Annotated in this window: 9 protein-coding genes and 1 pseudogene; 4 read left to right on the top strand and 6 right to left on the bottom strand. The window is 57.6% G+C overall.

Features of this window, described 5'->3' with window-relative positions:
- On the top strand, nucleotides 1-1,923 hold a 1,923-nt coding region (locus ABSG47_RS16180), incomplete at its 5' end, for an alpha,alpha-trehalose-phosphate synthase (UDP-forming) (RefSeq protein WP_424170735.1).
- 25 nt (nucleotides 1,924-1,948) lie between these two features.
- Nucleotides 1,949-2,818 (top strand): trehalose-phosphatase, encoded by an 870-nt coding sequence (gene otsB / locus ABSG47_RS16175; protein ID WP_424170734.1) that lies wholly within the window; start codon nucleotides 1,949-1,951, stop codon nucleotides 2,816-2,818.
- Nucleotides 2,819-2,854: 36 nt separating this feature from the next.
- Here otsB and ABSG47_RS16170 read toward each other — a convergent pair whose 3' ends face one another.
- Entirely contained in the window at nucleotides 2,855-4,291 is a 1,437-nt protein-coding gene (locus ABSG47_RS16170; RefSeq protein WP_424170733.1) for a sigma-54-dependent transcriptional regulator, read from the bottom strand.
- Nucleotides 4,284-7,292: an ATP-binding protein gene (locus ABSG47_RS16165; RefSeq protein ID WP_424170732.1), complete on the bottom strand. Its 3,009-nt coding sequence runs from the start codon at nucleotides 7,290-7,292 to the stop codon at nucleotides 4,284-4,286. The genes ABSG47_RS16170 and ABSG47_RS16165 overlap by 8 nt, the downstream gene beginning before the upstream one ends.
- Before the next feature lie 748 nt (nucleotides 7,293-8,040).
- On the opposite strand from ABSG47_RS16165, the gene ABSG47_RS16160 reads away from it, so the two are divergent.
- Nucleotides 8,041-11,046 (top strand): serine/threonine-protein kinase, encoded by a 3,006-nt coding sequence (locus ABSG47_RS16160; RefSeq protein ID WP_424170731.1) that lies wholly within the window; start codon nucleotides 8,041-8,043, stop codon nucleotides 11,044-11,046.
- An 11-nt stretch (nucleotides 11,047-11,057) separates the two neighbouring features.
- Here ABSG47_RS16160 and ABSG47_RS16155 read toward each other — a convergent pair whose 3' ends face one another.
- A complete protein-coding gene (locus ABSG47_RS16155) occupies nucleotides 11,058-11,621 on the bottom strand; it encodes an ECF-type sigma factor (RefSeq protein ID WP_424170730.1) in 564 nt (187 codons plus the stop codon).
- Nucleotides 11,622-11,810: 189 nt separating this feature from the next.
- Here ABSG47_RS16155 and ABSG47_RS16150 point away from each other — a divergent pair, with 189 nt between their 5' ends.
- Entirely contained in the window at nucleotides 11,811-15,638 is a 3,828-nt protein-coding gene (locus ABSG47_RS16150) for a DUF7948 domain-containing protein (protein WP_424170729.1), read from the top strand.
- Nucleotides 15,639-15,722: 84 nt separating this feature from the next.
- Here the strand turns inward: ABSG47_RS16150 and ABSG47_RS16145 are convergent, their stop codons facing one another.
- The 3 genes and pseudogenes from ABSG47_RS16145 to ABSG47_RS16135 form a co-directional block, all read right to left on the bottom strand.
- Nucleotides 15,723-16,241: a glycosylhydrolase-like jelly roll fold domain-containing protein gene (locus ABSG47_RS16145; RefSeq protein WP_424170728.1), complete on the bottom strand. Its 519-nt coding sequence runs from the start codon at nucleotides 16,239-16,241 to the stop codon at nucleotides 15,723-15,725.
- A gap of 24 nt (nucleotides 16,242-16,265) precedes the next feature.
- Entirely contained in the window at nucleotides 16,266-16,472 is a 207-nt protein-coding gene (locus ABSG47_RS16140) for a hypothetical protein (protein ID WP_424170727.1), read from the bottom strand.
- Between the two features lie 73 nt (nucleotides 16,473-16,545).
- Nucleotides 16,546-17,312, bottom strand: a pseudogene (locus tag ABSG47_RS16135) (IS5 family transposase).
- Nucleotides 17,313-17,362 lie beyond the last annotated feature (50 nt).

Below are 17,362 nucleotides of genomic sequence, written 5' to 3'. Positions count from 1 at the left end.
CCGCTCCATGTGAATGGAAATATAGCCGGCGCGCTGGTGGTCATGCAGGATGCGAATGCGATTCGCGCGGAAACCGCCATGGTGTGGCGCCATACCTTCTGGCGGATTGCAGTGTCTGTGGTTCTGATTGTGGGCATTACGGCGCTGATGGTGAGCTGGTTCCTGATGCGCCCGGCAAAGCAGTTGGCGGAGCGGCTTCGTCGCTTGCGTCTTGGACACGCGGGAGCCGATGAGCACGCTCATGGGAAAGAGCTGAGCTTATTCACGCCTTTGGCGCGCGAGATGGAGACGATTACGGAAAGCCTGATTGAGGCGCGCGCCGCCGCGGCCACAGAGGCACGGCTGCGCGATGCTGGCGAGAGCCTGTGGACTGCTGAGCGGCTGACGGCGCATATGCAGCAGCGCGGCGGCATTGGAAAAGATGTGGGCCGCATTTTTGCGGTCTCCAATCGCGAGCCGTATATGCATGTTCGCCAGGGCAAGGAGACTGTGTGCGTGGTTCCGCCAAGCGGACTGGTGACGGCGATTGAGCCGGTTCTTCGCGCCTGCAATGGTGTGTGGGTGGCATCGGGCAGCGGCAGCGAGGATCGCGCGACGGTGGATGAGTTTGACCGGCTGCGCGTTCCGCCGGACGACCCGCGCTATACGCTGCGCCGCGTATGGCTGACGCCGGAGGAAGAGTCTCATTATTACGATGGCTTTGCGAATGAGGGACTCTGGCCGCTCTGCCATATTGCGCATACGCGGCCCATCTTTCGCGCGGCGGACTGGGAGGCATATCAGGAGGTAAATCGCAAGTTTGCCGATGCATTGTTGCGTGAGATGGAAGGCAGCGAGGCGCCGTTCGTCTTTGTGCAGGATTATCACTTTGCGCTGTTGCCACGCATGATCAAGAATGCACGGCCGGATGCGCGTGTAGCGATCTTCTGGCATATTCCGTGGCCGAATCCGGAGGCGTTTGGTATTTGCCCGTGGCAGGCGGATCTGATCGACGGGTTGCTGGGCGCGGATCTGATCGGGTTTCATATTCCGCTGCATTGCAACAATTTTCTGGATACGGTGGACCGGGTGCTGGAGTCGCGCACGGATCGCGAACACATGACGGCACGGCGCGGAGGCCACGTGACAACGGTGCGCGCGTATCCGATCAGTGTGGCGTTTGATGGTTCGAACAGCGACCGGGCTACAGCAGGTCCATCTCTTGATGAACTGTTGCGGCCTTTAGGCACGCAGACGGAGCGCGTGATTCTTGGCGTAGACCGCATGGATTACACCAAGGGCATTGTCGAGCGGCTGATGGCTTTTGAGCGGCTGCTGGAGGAGCATCCATGGCACAGAGAGCGCGTGACGATGGTGCAGATTGCCGCGCCGAGCCGCACGCGGATTCCGAGCTATATCGAGCTGACCCACCAGGTGGAATCGCGGGTGGCGGAGATCAATTCGCGCTTTGGCACGCAGAACTGGAAGCCGGTGGTGCTCATAGCGCGGCAGTGCAGCCATGAAGAGGTGTCGCAGTGGTATCGCGTGGCGGACTTGTGCCTTGTGACGTCACTGCATGACGGCATGAACCTGGTGGCGAAGGAATACATTGCGGCGCGCGTAGATGAGGACGGTGTGCTGGTGCTGAGCAAGTTTACTGGCGCGGCAGTGGAGTTGCGCGATGCGTTGATTGTGAATCCGTATGACATTGACGGCGTAGCCGAGGCGATGCATCGCGGCCTGGAGATGGAATATATCGAGCGCCGGCAGCGCATGACCCGCATGCGGCGCCATGTGATGGAGCACAACGTCTATCGCTGGGCTGCGTCTGTGCTGGGAGACCTGCGCGAGCTGCATATTGAAAATGCAGAGCCGGGCAGCGGGGCGAGGCATGAGCCCATTGTTGTGCGCGTACACGATGCGCCGCGCCGCAAAAGCGCATAGACAGGGGAATGCGTAGAGGAATTTTATGACGAACGAAACGTTATCGAGACTGGATCAGTTCTTTGCGGGCTTTGCGGGCAATCACGTTCCCCTGCTTCTTCTGGATTATGACGGAACGCTTGCGCCCTTTCGCGTGGACCGCTCCAAGGCAAAGCCTTTCAAGGGCGTGCGTGAGGTTCTGGGTCGCATCCAGGCTGAAAGACAGACGCGGATTGTGGTGATCACGGGGCGCCCCGCGTGCGAGATTTCACTGCTGCTGCGGGGCTATCCGCCAGTGATGGAGCAACCAGTGGAAGTCTGGGGTCTGCATGGAGCAGAGCGGCTGCATCCGGACGGAAGGCGCGAGATCGATGAGCCCGCGCCGGAGACACAGCGGACGCTGGATCAGGTGCGCGAGTATCTGCGGCACCACAATCTGGGCGGCGAGTTTGAAGACAAGCCCAATGCGGCGGTGATGCACTGGCGCGGGGCTTCAGCGCGCACGGCGAAGTTTATTGAGCAGCGCACGCGGGAGATGTTTGAGCCGCTGGCGGCGCGACCGGGACTGAATCTGCTGGAGTTTGAATCGGGGCTGGAACTGCGAGCGGGACGAAACAAGGGCGATGCGGTGCGCGCGCTTGCGGCGGAGATGCCGGCGGGTACACCGATTACGTACCTGGGCGACGATTACACAGATGAGTCGGCGTTTCGTGCGGTGAATGAGATGGACGGGCCGCATCTGAGTGTGCTGGTGAAGCCGGCGAAGCGGGAGACAGCAGCCGAGGTCTGGCTGCGGCCTCCGAGCGAGCTGAGGGCGTTTCTGAAACGCTGGTGGAAGGCTGCGCCGAAGCTATCAAACTCGCCGAGCGCGGCTGCGGAGTGGAGCGAAGAAGAGGAGTTGGAGCAGGCGAGTTAGATCTGATCGGGTTTTTGTGGTGGCCGGGTCACGCGTCTACTCGCGGATACGTTTGCGGATTTCGATGTTGAGGCGCTTGATCTTTTGATTGAGCGTGGAGAGCGGGATGCGGAACTGCTCGGCGGCATCGGTTTGATTCCAGTTGCAGCGCTCCAACTTTTCAACGATGATGCGGCGCTCGATGTCTTCAAGGATGTCGAAGAGCGAGGCGTTGGGGTTGTGCTCCAGGAGCGCATCCTGGAAGCTGCGGCCGGAGATGTGACCGGGAAGCAGTTCCGAACCGATGAGCTGGTTCGAGGAGAGAACGACGCCGCGTTCGATTGCGTTCTCAAGCTCGCGGACATTGCCGGGCCACTCGTAATCGACGAGTGCACGCATGGCGTCAGGCGAAAGCCGGCGTAAGGGAAAGCCGTTTTCATTCGAATAGAGATTGAGGAAGTGATGCACGAGCGGAGGAATGTCTTCGCGACGGGCACGCAACGGCGGCAGATCCACGGTGATGACGTTGAGGCGGTAGTAAAGGTCTTCCCGGAATTTGCCTTCGCGCACGGCCTGGCGCAGATCGACGTTGGTGGCGGTAATGATGCGCACGTCCACCTGAATTTCCTGGATGCCGCCGAGGTGCATGAAGCGCTTGTCCTGCAGGGCACGAAGGATTTTGGCCTGCGTGTCGAAGCCCATGGTGGCGATTTCGTCGAGGAAGAGCGTGCCGCCGTTGGCGACTTCAAAGAGGCCTTTTTTGGAAGCGACGGCAGAGGTAAATGCGCCCTTGACGTGGCCGAAGAGCGTGGATTCAAGCAGCTCCGAGGGCATGGCGCCGGTGTTAATGGGCACGAAGGGCTTGTCGCGGCGCGGCGAGTTGGCGTGAATGGCCTTGGCGATGAGCTCCTTGCCGGTGCCGCTCTCGCCCTGAATGAGCACAGTGGAGCGCGAGGGCGCGATCTGGGAGACCAGATCGAAGATGCGCAACATGGCGTCGCTTTTGCCGACGATGTTGCTGAAGTTGTAGCGCTGCTTGAGGGTGCGCTTGAGCTGGAGATTTTCTTCCTCGGCGCGGCGGCGCGCGACGGCAGAGCGAATATCGGCGAGTAGCTTCTCGTTATCCCAGGGCTTCTGGACAAAGTTTTCCGCGCCGGCGCGGATGGCTTCAACGACGTTGTCCACGGTGCCGTAGGCGGTGATCATGATGACGGGCGTTTCCGGCTGGCGCTCCTTGATGAACGGAAGCAGCTCAAGACCCGTGCGGCCGGGAAGCGCGAGGTCGAGGAGGATGAGGTCGAAGTTGTCGAGCTCAAGAATGCGCAGTCCCTGGTCGCCGTCGGAGGCCATCTTGACGTTGTAGCCCTCAAGGGTGAGGAGCACTTCGAGCGAATCGCGGATGGCGGCTTCATCGTCGATGACAAGAATGCGGGCCGTAGATGTGCCAGCAGGCACTGTTGTGGATGTATTGAACGCTAGGTCGACCTCAGGCATGGACGGATTTCCTTAATAAGGGGAACTCAAGATGAAAGGTTGTGCCGGAGCCCACAGCGCTCTCGACGTGAATCTTTCCGGCGTGCTCCTGGATGATGCCGTAGGAGACGCTGAGGCCAAGGCCGGTGCCGCGCTTGCCGTCGGCTCTGGGTATGGTTTTGGTGGTGAAGAAAGGATCGTAGATGCGCTTGAGATGATCGGGCGAGATGCCTGAGCCGGAATCGGAAACGACCGCTTCCACGTGGCCGTTGACGAACGTGGCTACGCGCAGGCGTCCGCCGCCGGGCATGGCGTCACGCGCGTTGAGGAGCAGGTTCAGGAAGACCTGCTGCAGCTTGCCGGCATTGCCCTGGATTTCAGGGAGTTCACTGGCGAGCTCAAGATCGACATCGATCTGCGCGGTCTTGAATTGATGCTCAAGAAGCGAGAGCGTATCGCGGATGACGGCGTTGAGATTGGTGGCGCGCATCTCCGTGGTGGAGGTGCGGGAGAAGTTGAGGAGACCGTTGGCGATTTCGGCGGCGCGGAAGCTCTGCTGCGTGATTTTCTCAAGCACCGGGCTGAGGCGCTCATCGCCTTTGAGCTGCTTGGCGAGCATCTGCGCGTAGCTGGAGATGACGGCGAGCGGGGTGTTGATTTCATGCGCGACGCCTGCGGCTAGAAGGCCGATGGAGCTGAGCTTGTCAGCCTGCGTGAGCTGCGTTTCAAGCGAGATGCGCTCGGTGATGTCATCGACGAGGATGATGCGGCCGACGGCGACGAAGTTGCGGGACATGAGCGGCGCGATGGCGATGTTGACGGTGAGCTGGTCCTGTTGATCGAAAGACTGGGCACGCGTGGTCAGTCGGAATTTATAGAGATGATGGACGCCGCTCTCATTGCGGAAGGAGCGAAGGGCCTCAATGAATTCGGAGGGGAAGACCTCGTGAATTGGACGGCCAAGAGCTTCGGCGCGGCTGAGCGCGTACATGGCCTCCATCTGCGCGTTCCAGCTTTCGATGCGGTCATCGAGATCGATGGCAAGGATGCCGACGTTGATGGATTCGACGATGTTTTCGTTGAATTCCTTGAGGCGCTCGAATTCGACGATCTTGGCTTCGAGGCGCGTGTAGAGGCTGGCGTTCTGGAGTGCGATGCCGATGTAGCTGGCGAGGGATTCGAGGAGCTCCACGTCTTCCGATGAGAGGAAGTCGCCATCGAGGGTGCGTCCGAGGCCGATGACGGCGATGGAGCGCGTGGTGGAGCCGGTTTGCGATCCCGTGCCGTCTTGAACGCGGCAAGGCAGATAGTAGTTGAGGTCGAGGAGTGCTGCGGCGCGGCGCTCGTCCTCTGGCAGATGGAGAGCGTGCTGCGCGTTTTCGAGAAAGATGTGGGTGTGCTGGCTGCGGTCGAAGTTGAGGAAGCCGAGAGCGAGGCGTCCTGGCTCGCGGGCTATGCTTGCTTCCTTGGGAAGGCCGTGACTGGCGGCGAGGCAGAGCTGTCGCTGACTGCTGCCTTGATTTGAATTCGGGCCGCAGTGGAGGAAGATGGCGACGCGGGAGACGAGAAGGGTGCGCGGAAGCTGCTCGACGATGGAGTGCAGCAGTGCGTCGAGGTCGGTTTCCGAACTCAAGCCGCGGCCGAATTCTATGAGGGCCTTGCGGTAGTCGTAGCGGTTCTGGTCGAAGATGCGATCGATCCATCCCTGAATGCGGCGCTTGAGCGGCTCAAAGCAGGCGAGGACGAGGACGATGGCAATGCCTTCACCGTAGCCGCGGACGGCGGCGGGAAGCTGATTGTGCGCGAGGCCGGCGACGAGGGCGATGACGCCGAAGTATGCGCCGAGGCTGACGCCGGTGGCCAGCGTGTAGGCGACGCCGCGCTTGAAGATGAGGTCCGTATCCATGAGGCGGTAACGGACGATGGCCCAACTGAAAGTGAGCGGAAGAAAGACGAGCGAGAGGCCGGCGAGACGCGTGACAAGGGCCGGCATTCTAAGATCGAGCAGGAAGGGAACCGCGTAGAGCAGCGTGAAGGGCAGCACAGCGAGGAGAGTGCCGCGGGTGAGCCATTTGAGCTGCTGGCGGAGGAGCGGAGTGTTGGCCTTGCGGTAGCTCCAGATGAACTGTGCGGCTGCCAGGAGATAAAAGAGGCCGAGGTATGCGGTGCTGACCTGGTCAAGGCGATGCGCGAGCAGACCGGTGGCCTGCCAGCGGGCGATGGCCCAGATCCACAGGCCTAATACGGCTGCGCCGGGAGCGTAGATGAGCGGGAGAATCCAGCGGCGGCCGGAATGGCTGAGGCGCTCGTCCGGACTGTTTGAGGCGGCAAAGCTGAGCGCGAAGTGAAGGAAGAGCGCGGGCTGAAGTGCTTCCGCGACATGATTACCCCAGTAGACGCTCCAGTCCAGGATGTCGAACTTGCCGGTGTACTTGAGCGCATAGAGCGCGAAAGAAACCAGGCAGAAGAGATAGAAGTGCATGGCCCGCGGCGCGGTCCAGCGGCGAAAGAGGACGTAAAGCCCGATGGCGAGATAAATGAGCCCGATGACGCGCTCGGCCTGCGAAAGGCTGCGGTCGGCCGGCTCGGGGATGACGAGCAGCGGCGTTTCGAGCCGGTAGCCATCCCTGGTGATGAAGTAGTGCAGGCTTCCGAAGGGACCAACCCGGTAGAAAGCGCCCTCGATGTCGCTCAGTCGAACGACTGGCGTGGACGATGCGTTCCTCCGGGCAGTTGGATTCGAGGAGAACTGCTCGAACTCTTCGATGTTTGCTACGGGAGCAGTGCTGATGGCGGTCAGTAGATCGTTCTGCTTGAGTCCGGCGCGCGCGCCGGGACTGTCGGGAAGCACGCGCTGGGCTATGAGGCCGGAACCGCCTGGCGCCTCACCCCACCAGACGCCGTCGTCGGGCTGCGTCCAGACACTTTCCTGACGGAAGTTCCAGACCGCCAGCAAGACCAGCCCGGCCGTGAAGACGGCCAGCAGCATGGCCTGCAAACGATTGGAAATATTCGTCTCCATGGTGAGGTTGCCTGAGCTTACAAAGGTGCGACTAAGAGTGAAGCACGTAGAATGCCACGCAGCCGAATGGCGGGTGGAACCTTACAGTAGACCCCAATTTCATGAGATTACACAAGTTAAGGACGTTTGAACGCCCGGATTGTCTCGTTGGATGTAGGAAAAGTCCGCACGGAAATACAGAAAATAGTATCTAATATACTAAAAATGGTATATTGGTATGCGAATTGAGAGCTTTAAGGTAAAGCGCTTTCTTTGCATTGACTTCGGTGCAGCGAGGAAGAGGTGGGTTGGTGGCTTATGCAGGAGAGAGACAGGCGGCGTTGGGTGATCCGTCCGACGGAAGATTTCCACTCCCTGAGATGCTTCGATCCGCCACGCTTCCGGCGGGGGCGGTTTATAGCCCAGCGACGAGTGCAGCCAGCGCGCGCAATTCTCCCGTAGCCGATGAGCATAGTCAGTCGAACTGCCGCCTTCGGGGTACGGACGGCAAGATGAGGTTGTTGTATTGTTATGCGTATAAATCCTGGTAAGGTGCCACGAGACTACGAAAAAATAAGCAGCCCGGCTGCTCACACGCATGGCGACGAGAACAAAACGATTCCTATTGTGGCTTTTCAGCGCTGTTTTAGCCCTGTTGCCGGCGTACATCTTGAGGGCGCAGCAGCGCCCTTTTGTATCGATCAGTGGGGCAAATTCTCCAAAGGTGGCTTGCCTGTTCCCGTTTGAAGATAGCCGGGGAAGACTCTGGTTGGCAGGCTGCGAGACAGGGTATGAAGGCATTTATGTCTTCGATGGTTCGCGGTTCCTTTCCCCGCAGGGAGCACAGAACGGCGCGGGTGTACGCGGAATGGCAGAGGATGCAGAGGGTGGAATCTGGCTCTCATCCAACCAGGGACTTCTCCGCATTTACCAAGGTAAGCTTGCAAAAGTCTTCGCCGGGTCGGCGCTCGCAGGCATCACACGCGTTGCGCCGGATGTGTTCCTGCTTACGATGCAGACACAGGGACAGAGTTCGGGCAAGGCCGATATTATCCGCGTTACCAAAACATCTGCTGGCTGGAAAATCGACAGTCTGCTGACCAACGTGGGAGACGTTCAGTTTCGCCTGGATGCGGCAGGCAATCTTCTCTACGGCTGCCTTGGCGGCTTCTGTGAGCTTTCGGCTGAGGATGTTGTCCGATGGAAGCCAGGGCAGAAGCTTGCCGTACATGAACATGCGTTGGGATTGGGAGATTCCTATTCTGGCGGTTCATCGATCGTGCTGCGCGACAGGCGGAATTGCATCTGGTTCCGCAACTCCACAGAGGCCGCCTATCAATGTCGAGGGGAGGCAAAGCCGATCAAGCTGGATTCCGCGTATGTAAGTATGGGCTATCCCCAACTCTATGAGCTTAACGATGGAGCGGTTTTAATACCCGGCTTTTCCAAAATTGCCATCGGAAGACCGGAAAAGATGGAGGTAACCAATTTCTACGCCTGTGGTGTCGTCGTACCGCTGCGAGATGGTGGATTGATAGCGAGTGACGGGAAAGGCCTCACGTACCTGCCGAGGCGACTCAACGTGGAATACTGGAGCACGCCGGAAGGGCTGCAGGGAAACACCTGGTCGATAGCCCGGAACCGGCAGCACACGTATGTCCAGGACGACGAAACTACGAGAACCCTGGATGCGGATAGAAAGACCTGGCGCTCTTTACAATCGCCGGCGGGAAGCATGATGCCTGAGAACGACGGCAATATGCTCGTAGTGCAGGGAGACACAATCTACCGGATGACGCCTGGTTGGCATGAGCTGGGACGTTCTCAGATCGCTGATCTGAAAGGACTGATTCGTCTCAGCGATAACAATATCTGGGCCGTGGGTGATGTTCTCTATCGAATCGATACAGGTAATGGAAAACCGGCTTTTGAGCCCGATAATGCAGTCAAAATAGTGCCGGGTACCTTCGGTATAAATGAAGATGCAAATGGAGTCCTGTGGGCATGTGGCGCATACGGGCTGATGCGCAGGGCGAACTCGACATGGCAACAGGTGCCGACTGAGAATGCGAGCGCGGATGCTGGGTGTATATCGTTGGCGATTGCACCCAATGGTAGTATCTGGTACTCGGATAGGGGAAGGGCCGCTATCTATTATGTTGAGCAGTCCGCAGGCAAAGCACCCATTGCACGAGTGGCGCCTACAGCCGGCGAGACTGGCGGCATCGATAATATGATTGCGGTTGACAAACGAGGCTGGGTCTGGCGAGGCAATGCCGAAGGCCTCTATGTTGCCGATCCCCAACAGGCGCGCCAGGGGAAATGGATTCATTTAGGCGCGACCGATGGTCTGCATGCCGTCAACAGTAATAAAGACTCCTTCTTAGAAGATAGCGACGGCTCTATATGGTTTGGAGCAGACTATGACGTCATCCACTTTTTCGTTCCCGGCGATCTTGTGCATCCGGCCTTCACTCCTTCTGTCTCGATTACAGGATTTTCCTCCAGCGATCATCCTCTGCTCATCGACGAAACTGATACAAAATTTCCAAGCGGCTCGACTGTAACGGCGCATCTTGGATCTCTTCAGTTCGATCGGCGTCAATCGCTGCATATGCAATACCGGCTTTTGCCGGGAGATGGCGCGTGGATGGCAGCGAGCAGTTTTGATTTGCCGCTGGGCAAGCTGAGCTGGGGCAGCCATACGCTGCAATTGCAGGGCCAGGTCGGCGACGGTCCATGGTCCCGGCCGGTCGAGCAGGCAGTTACGGTGATGGTTCCGGCTGCGCTTGCGTGGCCGGCCCTCGGTTCGTATGCCATTGCGGGCATTGGCGCCGGCTTCGCCGGCTTTCAATGGAGGCGAAGACGCAGGGCGAAATTGCGCCGCGGATTGCCGGATCTGACGCCGTGGCGGCTGGCCGCACTTTCGCCGGAATTTCAATCGCTGGAGGGCAAGCTGCTTGACGACAGGTTTCGCGTGGGTCCAATCCTGGCACGCGGAGGATTTGCCCTGGTTGCCGATGGGCACGATGAAAGCCAGGGAAACCTCCGCTGCGCCATCAAGGTCTTTTACCATGACGCGGTGGATCGGGAATGGATCGGGCATCGCTTTCGCCATGAGGTGCGCGCGCTGGAACAGTTGAACCATCCGAATGTGGTACGCATCTACGGCAGTGGAGTGGCGCCGAATGGCTCGTTTTATCTGGTCATGGAATTCATCGAGGGCACCACGCTGCGGGCAGTGATTGATCAGGGGCCGATTCCGCCTCGGCAGATTGCCCGTTACCTGCGCCAGGCGGGCAGCGCGCTTGATGCTGTTCACCGCTGCGGCATCTACCATCGCGACGTGAAGCCGGAGAACCTGATGTTGCGCGATGGCGCTGCGAACGGGCAGGACCTGGTGCTCATCGATTTTTCCATCGCCATTGTCAAAGACCCGGACAAGACGGTTCACGGGCTTTCTCGCGCAGCCGGAACCATCGGCTACATGGCTCCCGAACAGGCGATTGGTTTTGCTCATCCGGCTACGGACATTTACAGCCTTGCCAAGGTGCTCATTGAGATGATCACCGGCACGCGATTAGCTGCGCTATTGCCGGACGCATCGATGGATCTGCCCGAGCGGATGCGGGAGCTGATTCCGTCTCTGCCCGTCAGGCTATCGGCCGAGTCGACTCAACTATTCAGCTCTGCGTTTGAATTCGATCCTGTACGGAGGCCGGCAAACGTCGGGGAATTCGCCGATCGCATTGCCGGCGATCTCGAATCGGATTAGTTCAGCCCGCGCTACATCTGCCGCTTCAGCCAGTCTCGGCCTTTCTCCCAGCGGTGACGAACCTGGCGAAAGGTCATGCCTGTGTGATAGGCAATCTCATCGAAGGTGAAGCCGACGAAGTAATGCATATCGACCACGCGGGCAGCCTGAGGATCAACTGCCGTAAGCCGGTCCATGAGCTGTCCGATGCGGACAATGCTCTCAAGATCCGTGTTCTCCGCATACTGGTTGAATGCGGCCTTGTCGAAAGGCTCCGGCGAGATGCCGTTTCCCCGCCGCTGCGCGAGTCGAGCCCGTGCAAAATCCACAAGGATGTGGCGCATGGCGAGCGAAGCCAGGGCATAAAAATGCTGCCGGCTGGTGATCTCCCACCCGCCTTTGCTCATGTTCTTCATCCACACTTCGTGAATGAGTTCGGTAGGGGATAGATGCGACCAATGCCTTTCGCGCCTCAGTTCTCGCTCGGCAATATCGTGTAACTGGGGCAGGACGGTCTGCAAGACAGACTCGGCCACTTCAATATCGCCTTCAAAATAGCGTTGCAACTGCTCGGTTAAAGAAGTCTGGGCCGCCATTTTCTTCCTCTATCGGGTAAGCTCGTCTATTTTGCGCTGACTGATTTCAGTCCTCGCGTAAGAATTCTTTGTATCGCTGTGGCAGAGCGCGAGGTTTTTCCCGCATAACTCTACAGCAGCCAATTCTACCTTCCTTCTCCCCGGAGCGGTAGCTTCCATCCCCCATGCTGGTCGAGCCCAGGAGGCATCGTGCGCGTTGTCATCTCTGATTCTGTCTCTGCGTATTATCAGCCGATTCACGGCAAGGCACCTCTCTCGCTCTCGCTTGTCGCAAGAAAATTTCTGCGGCAATTCCAGGTAACATTACTGCTCGCCGTCATGGGAACTGTAGCGGTGTGGGGCCAATCCACCGCAGAAATTGCGCCGCCTTCCAAAGTAAAGGCGAACCGCGCTTCGGTGTCGGCAAACTATGGCAAGCTGCCGCTTAGTTTCGAAGCAAATCAGGGACAAACCAACGCGCAGGTGCGATTTCTCTCGCGCGGCAACGGTTACTCGCTGTTTTTGACAGACAAAGAAGCCGTCCTGGCGCTGCGCAAGCCGGATAAGCAGGATACACAAACAGCAAGCGATCTTCTGCATGGCAAAGCCGTCAAATCAGATGCTAAAAAATTCAAGACCGATGTAGTGCGGATGCAGTTGGAAGGCGCTACCAAAGGCCCGCGTGTCGATGGAGAAGACAAACTTCCTGGCGCCGCAAATTACTTCATCGGCAACGATCCGCAGAAATGGCACACCAATGTGCCTACTTATGGCAAGGTGAGATATACCGGCGTATATCCGGGCGTGGATCTTGTTTACTATGGCAACCAGCAGCAGTTGGAATATGACTTTGTCGTCGCTCCAAACGCTAAGCCGAATTCAATCAAGCTGCGTTTCAGCGGAGCCAAACAGCTCAGGCTCAATAAAAACGGAGACCTCGAAGTAATCGCAAAGAACGGCGAGATTGCCTTCCACAAGCCTGTTGTTTATCAAAACAAAAATGGCTTGCGGCAGCCGGTTGAAGGAAGATTCGTTCTTGAAGCTCGAAACTCCATTGGCTTTGCCTTGGGTGCGTATGACCGCTCTCAGCCGCTGATCATCGATCCGACGTTGGCTTACTCCACATACCTTGGTGGCAGCGGCCAGGGCGGCGATGGCTCCTTTGCTGACAATGGCTATGGCATCACAGTTGATTCTTCCGGCGACGCGTACGTCGTGGGAGATACCTGGTCAGAAAATTTCCCGGTCACGTCCGGTTCTTACAATCCCAATGACCCTGGTCTGACGGACGGCTTTTTCCAGACTTCGTCAGGTATTGTTGCCAAACTCAACGCCACAGCCACTGCGCTCGTGTACTCCACCTACATTGGCGGAAATGGCTCCAGCAGTTACACAGGCGATTTTGTCAACGGCGGCGGCGGAGACAACGTCAACGCAATCTATGTAGACAGTTCCGGCGATGCATATTTAGTGGGGTCCACCTGGTCGCAGAATTTTCCAACTACAAGCGGAGCTTTTCAATCAACCAACGGAGCTTTTCCTTACGGCTTTAATGCCTGGGTTGCAAAACTCAATCCGGCTGGCAACACGCTGCTCTATTCCACGCTGATCGGAGGCAGCGCTCAGCAGGAATCGAACAACGACTACGGAGATTTTGGCAATGCTATTGCCGTCAATTCATCCGGCGATGCATATATCTCTGGTTTCACAAGCTCCACCAATTTTCCGGTAACAGCAAATGCCTATCAGAAGACCAATAATGCCGCATCCAATGTGGGGTACAACGCATGGGTGGCTGAGGTAAATGCCACTGGCACATCGCTGATCTATTCAACCTATCTGGGTGGCAGCGGCATAGCCTCGGTTCCAAACGCGCCATACCAGAATTTTGGTGCGGGAGTGCCGGGCGATTTATCGACTGGTCTCGCGCTGGACTCCAGCGGCAATGTCTTTGTCACTGGCTATACCTTGTCCACGGATTTTCCCGTCACCTCCGGCGCATTCCAGACAGAAAACAAGGCAGCCGTCAATGGAGTGTGCACGGGATTCGTCACTGAATTGAATCCAACCGGCTCTGCGCTTATCTATTCGACATACCTGGGCGGCAGTGGTCAAAAAGTTGGCGATGCTCCCAATGGAATGGCAATTGACAGCCAGGGCAATGCTTACATAGCGGGCGCAACCGGCTCAGCCGATTTCCCGGTGACTAAGGGATCGGTCCAGGTACAAAACAACGGCGCTGCTGGAAATGTTCCGAATGCATTCATCACAAAGCTGAATCCCTCAGGTTCGGCGCTAGTATATTCAACATTTCTGGGAGGCACAGGGAACTCCGTAGATGGAGATCGTGCGCTGGCGATTGCATTGGACAATTCCGGAAATGCATATGTCGCAGGCTATGCCAGCTCGACAAATTTTCCTGTCACTGCAAATGCATATCAGAGCACAAATGCCGCAGCAAAAAATTCTCAGGCGAATGCATTCCTGAGCGAGATCAGTTCCGATGGAACGTCGCTGACGTATTCCACATATCTTGGCGGAAGCGGTGGCAGTTCAGGTCCAGACCTGCGGGTGGGTGGAGACGGAGCTTTCGGAATAGCGCTCGACACCTCAGGCAATGCTTATCTGGTTGGCATCACGTATTCCTCCAATTTCCCCATTACGAGTGGCGTATTTCAGGCAACGAATAACGGAGCCACCGGAGGAAATTCAAACCTCTTTATCTCGAAATTTAGTATGTCCTCGTCTTCAGGGTCTTCTACCCCTGCATCAATCGCTGTTGTGTCGGGTTCTGGTCAGACCACACCCTACGGCTCGTCGTTCACAAATCCACTCATTGTCATTGTCAAAGACGCAAATGGCAATCCAGTCTCCGGTGCGACGGTTACATTCACAGGCACAGGGCTCAAGTTTTCGAGCTCGACTGCGACGACTGGATCGAATGGCGAAGCCTCCGTTACGGCGACGGCGGTCGCTTCGGGCAGTTTGACGGCCTCCGCAACCACGACGGGTGTATCGGGCTCAGCGGTGTTTTCACTCACCGCGACAAAGGTCGTGCTCACCATAACAGCAAACAACGTCAGCGTGCCGTACGGCCAGCCCATTCCGTTTCTCTTGGGCTTCACCGCAACAGGGTTTGTCAATGGCGATACAACTGCATCAGCGATAACCGGTGATCCGCAAGAACTGGTGAACGCAGCTCAGGGATCCCCCGTGGGAACCTATCCGATCATACCCTCGCTGGGATCGCTCTCCGCGGCCAACTATTCCTTCACGTATGCCAATGGCACGCTTACCATTACATCGCTGGGCACGGTAGCAACACCGGCCTTCTCGCCCGCAGCCGGCACGTACACATCAGCGCAAAACGTTACCATCAGCGATACAACAACGGGTGCAACCATATACTGCACCACGGACGGTACGACCCCAACAACATCGTCACCTCAATGTATGTCTTCCATCACCGTCAACGGCAATGAGACCATTGAAGCGATTGCCTCGGCTCCCGGTTACACCAACAGCAGCGTGGCGACTGCAGCCTACACCATCAACCTGCCAGCCCCAGGTTTCACAGTCGCACTGGCATCGCCTTCACTCACCATCAGTGCAGGTAGTTCGGCTACGGATGCGATTACCATCACGCCCCAGAATGGATTTGCTGCCGCGGTCTCCTTTGCTTGTTCCGGTCTACCCTCTAATGCAACGTGCAGCTTCTCGCCAAGTTCAGTAACGCCTTCGGGAACTGCAGCTACATCCACGCTTACCGTGGCTGAGACAGCCTCCGCTGCAGCAGTCAGACGTGGAGCGCCTCTACTGCCCGCAGTTCTGGCGTTGGCGTTCTGCTTCATTGGCAAAGCAAGGCGTCGTGGGATGCGCCTGTTATGCGTTCTGCTTCTCAGCGCGATAGGAGCAGTGGTTATCAATGGATGCGGCGGCGGCAGCGGCACACCGAAATCCTCCGTCTCCACCGTAACTATCACGGCCACATCCGGAGCGGTTACACAAAGCACAACCTTTACGCTTACTGAAAACTAAGAGGATAGAGGCACGCAAATAGCATGCCATCGCCCAATGGAAGGACTCCGCTCTTGAGAGTCCTTCCATCCTTAAAGATCGCGTCTACTGCTTGTCTGACCGGATCACTGTAACCGGTCCCAGAAGTCCCGAAGGCATCAGTGGTGAGTCTGCCTTGTAGCTTTCGACGACGGTAAACGTGTATTTTGCCGCGCCCGGCTGCAGGTCGCCGATGATCCGGTTTACCCAGGCATTCACTACCTTGATTTCAACCTGGTTGGCGCCCGGCTTGAGCGCGCTTGTCACGTTCACCCGGTATGGCGCATGCCATACCACGCCAAGATCCTTGCCATTGATTTTCACTTTGGCAAGATTCTTCACGTCTCCAAGATCGAGATACAGATTCTCGCCTTTCGCAAACCAACTCGCGTCTGCCTGGATCGTCTTGGTGTACGTTCCGGCTCCGGAGAAATACTTCACACCCGTGTTGGAATTGTCTGTCCATGAAGCCAAAGTATTCAGCGTGATCGAAGGCGGCGCTCCACGATCAGGCTGAAAGGCTACCGTCCAGGAACCATCAACCGTTGCTACCGGCGACTCAGAGACGGCGGGAAGTGTGTACACAGTTTCCGAACCGCCGGCTGGTTCTCACCCATCGCCCTTATCGTCATCCGCATGCTGCAGGCGGCCGTGGAAGGTGAAGCCATCAACGCTTAACTGACTGTTCATTTTCGGACGACTGCGTGAGTTATCCTGTGCAGGATTGATTTCGAAGTAATTCTTTTTCAGCAGGTTGCGATCTTCATTCCGGAACTGTGCAACCGCACAGGCTGAAATAGTAAGGCCCGAATCCATTGGATTCGGGCCTTTTTTGCTGCTGATTATTAGTGTTTCATAAAAGGGGTTAGACAGTGTCTAGACAGTGTCGTCACGAGATAGCAATCCACATCATGAGGCATCGAATATGCACGGCTGCGAGGACGGAGCCCGTGCATTTGGCGTATCGGGTGGCGATTGCCCTCCAGCGCTTGATGTGCAGAAAAGCGTTTTCCACCAGATGCCGCAGTTTGTAGAGGTGCTTGTCATAGGCGCGCGGCTGTTTGCGGTTGCTGCGCGGCGGAATCTGCGCCTGCATACCCTGTCCGGCGGCCTGCTCCAGGATGGCGTTGCTGTCGTATCCCTTGTCGGCGATCAGATGTTGGGCCGCCAGTCCTTCGATCAGCGCGCCAGCGCGCGTACAATCCGCCACGGGACCCGCTGTAACAAGGACTCGGACCGGCATACCATGCGCATCCACGGCCAGATGCAGCTTGGTGTTGAGCCCCCTTTTGTCCGCCCCATCTCCTGATTGCCGCCCGCGGCCCCGGCGGCATGCGGATGGACCTTGATGTGGCTGGCATCGATCATCAGCCATTCAAAGTCGGGCTCGTCGATCATCTGCTCCAGCAGCTTTTCCCAGATGCCCTGGTCGCGCCAGCGGCAGAAACGGCGATGCGTATTTTTCCAGTCCCCGTAGTCCGGAGGCAGATCGCGCCACGGCGACCCGGTGCGCAAAATCCACAGAACGCCATTGAGAAAACGACGGTTATCCTGGGCGATACCGCCCCATTGACCTCGTTGTCCGGGAAGATGAGAGGCAAGCAATTTCCAGGCGTGGTCGCTCAGATCATGACGGTGATACGCGGCGGATGGCATCGTCTCCAATCATCTTCGCATAAACTCCAATCTCGTGACGACATTATCTA

Source organism: Occallatibacter sp., from assembly GCF_049510455.1.
GTDB lineage: Bacteria > Acidobacteriota > Terriglobia > Terriglobales > Acidobacteriaceae > Telmatobacter.
The sequence above is the reverse complement of the archived record's forward strand: the minus strand, read 5'-3'. Positions and strand labels throughout refer to the sequence as shown.

What these genes read in the sequence shown, in the direction of transcription:
- ABSG47_RS16140 (WP_424170727.1), bottom strand. Translation starts at nt 16,472, where the DNA reads ATGGATTCGGGCCTTACTATTTCAGCCTGTGCGGTTGCACAGTTCCGG.
- otsB (WP_424170734.1), top strand. Translation starts at nt 1,949, where the DNA reads ATGACGAACGAAACGTTATCGAGACTGGATCAGTTCTTTGCGGGCTTT.
- ABSG47_RS16165 (WP_424170732.1), bottom strand. Translation starts at nt 7,292, where the DNA reads ATGGAGACGAATATTTCCAATCGTTTGCAGGCCATGCTGCTGGCCGTC.
- ABSG47_RS16170 (WP_424170733.1), bottom strand. Translation starts at nt 4,291, where the DNA reads ATGCCTGAGGTCGACCTAGCGTTCAATACATCCACAACAGTGCCTGCT.
- ABSG47_RS16155 (WP_424170730.1), bottom strand. Translation starts at nt 11,621, where the DNA reads ATGGCGGCCCAGACTTCTTTAACCGAGCAGTTGCAACGCTATTTTGAA.